This is a genomic window from Vibrio sp. 10N.222.48.A3 (assembly GCF_041475345.1).
GTDB lineage: Bacteria > Pseudomonadota > Gammaproteobacteria > Enterobacterales > Vibrionaceae > Vibrio > Vibrio tasmaniensis_A.
Window position 1 is genome coordinate 1 of record NZ_JBFRVX010001182.1, and the last position, 2,193, is coordinate 2,193.

Consider the following 2,193-nt stretch of genomic DNA (forward strand, 5'->3'; position numbering starts at 1 on the left):
GGCAACAAGTCAAAACATCGTTTGGGGTACAGGTTCTTGAGAAAGCTAAAAAGGCAGGTAAAGCAACAGGACTCGTGTCCGATACGCGCTTAACTCACGCCACGCCTGCTGCATTTGCTGCTCACCAACCTCACCGTTCGCTAGAAAACCAAATTGCTAACGACATGCTAGAAACTGGTGTTGATGTAATGCTTTCGGGAGGGCTACGTCATTGGATCCCTAAATCGACCAACGACAAAGGTGAAACCTATAAGCAACTTGAAAAACTGACTCAAGGTGATGTTTACCTAAAATCAAAACGTAAAGACGACCGTAACCTTCTTGCAGAGGCAGAGAAAGACGGCTACCAACTGGCATTTAACCGCAGCATGCTAGAAGATGCTAAAAGCGATAAGCTACTTGGCCTGTTCGCCTACTCAGGCATGGATGACGGCATCGCTTACAGCAACAAGAAAGAGAGTGGCGAACGTACTCAACCAAGTTTGAAAGAGATGACACAAAAAGCCCTCAACATCTTATCCAAAGATGAAGACGGCTTTTTCCTAATGGTCGAGGGTGGCCAAATCGACTGGGCGGGACACAGTAACGATGCCGGCACTATGCTGCATGAACTGCTCAAGTTTGATGAAGCGATCCAAACTGTGTATGAATGGGCAAAAAATCGTGAAGACACGATCGTGATTGTGACCGCAGACCACGAAACAGGATCTTTTGGATTCAGCTACTCTTCTAACGACCTACCAAAACCACAAAAACGTTCTGGTGAAGCCTTCGCCGACCGCGACTATGCACCTAACTTCAACTTTGGCGCATTCGATATTCTTGATGGTTTATATAATCAAAAGCAAAGCTACTACGGCATGATCAGCGAATTTCAGAAGTTGGATAAAGCGCAGCAAACACCTGAAAAACTGGCTGAGATCGTCAACAAGAATAGTGAGTTCCCTATTACAGCTGAACAAGCGAAAAACGTATTAGCGAGTAAGCCGAACCCATACCGATTGGCTCAACACAAATACTTATCGGCAGAAGAAGTGCCTGCTATCAACGATTTCGATGCATTCTTCCCTTATAACGACCGCGGAAACTTGCTTGCTCGTGAACAGGCAACAAGTCAAAACATCGTTTGGGGTACAGGTACACATACTCACACACCAGTGAACGTGTTTGCTTGGGGCCCAGCAGAGAAAATACTGCCCGTTTCAAAAATCATGCACCACTCAGAACTGGGTGAGTACATTAAACAACAAGTAAACTAGCCTGAATCTTTTTTACTCGTTTTACTTAGCGCCCTACGGGGCGTTTTTTGTTTTAAGCCTTTAAGTTAAGTAATTAAGTAATTAAGTAAATTTAGGCGACGCCAAATAGCAAAACAGCCGCTCAAGAGCAGCTGTTTTTAGAATAACTAGCGATTTGGGTGATTCAAGATGTGGTCTTATAGAGCAATTCAAATAAAGTACATTAAAAACAGAAAGATACATTAAATAAAAAGTTAACATGGCGATAAAGTGGCGACAGTGTTCAATATGTAAGACTAACGAGTAATTGCACTCAAACGGCCAATTGTTTAAATTTTTCTAAATCTTGTACCGACTTATTAAGTATATAGTTTAATTCAAACAACATACTGATGTTCAGCTTCATATCATCTTTAATTTCTGTAATCTCAAAGAGTTGCCTTTCCTCATTAGGATTATTCTTAAAGTAGTCATTGATCCGTGACTGGCTATCTCGGTAATTTAAAAAAGGTTCGTGCATAGACATCAGTATCTCATTTATATCTAACTGCTCTAGTACATTAATCGCAGACTCATCCTTGCTCTTTCTTGATATCAAACGAAGTGAGTTTAAGGATTGTTTATAGTCCTTCTGAAATGGAATTGTCGCTTTATGCAATACACCGATTAGCCCGATTCCCGTAACAGACTCATCATGTATGGCTTGCTCTAAAGCTGCATTTATATCAAGTAATACACTCTCCAGTTGCAAAACATGCTCATATTATTTTCCATGGTAAAACTCATTCTTCCATTCCTTTGTAGACCTATACGAGATGTATGCTGCTCCAGCCGCTCCCATCCCTCCTAAGATGGAGCCCATTGAAGCAAGGGCGCTTACTGCTGATTCAGATACTTGTATATGAAAGCCAAAAATTAGTCCAACCAGAACTAGACACAACGCTCAGATAAGTAC

Annotated in this window: 2 protein-coding genes; one reads left to right on the plus strand and one right to left on the minus strand. The window is 41.7% G+C overall.

The genetic code is table 11. The features are described 5' to 3' along the window. Nucleotides 1-1,259: alkaline phosphatase (locus AB4653_RS24785; protein ID WP_372105560.1), on the plus strand; the 1,259-nt coding region annotated here is incomplete at its 5' end. Between the two features lie 292 nt (nucleotides 1,260-1,551). On the opposite strand, the gene AB4653_RS24790 is transcribed toward AB4653_RS24785, so the two are convergent. After that, a complete protein-coding gene (locus tag AB4653_RS24790; protein WP_102257911.1) occupies nucleotides 1,552-1,989 on the minus strand; it encodes a hypothetical protein in 438 nt (145 codons plus the stop codon). Nucleotides 1,990-2,193: the final 204 nt, after the last annotated feature.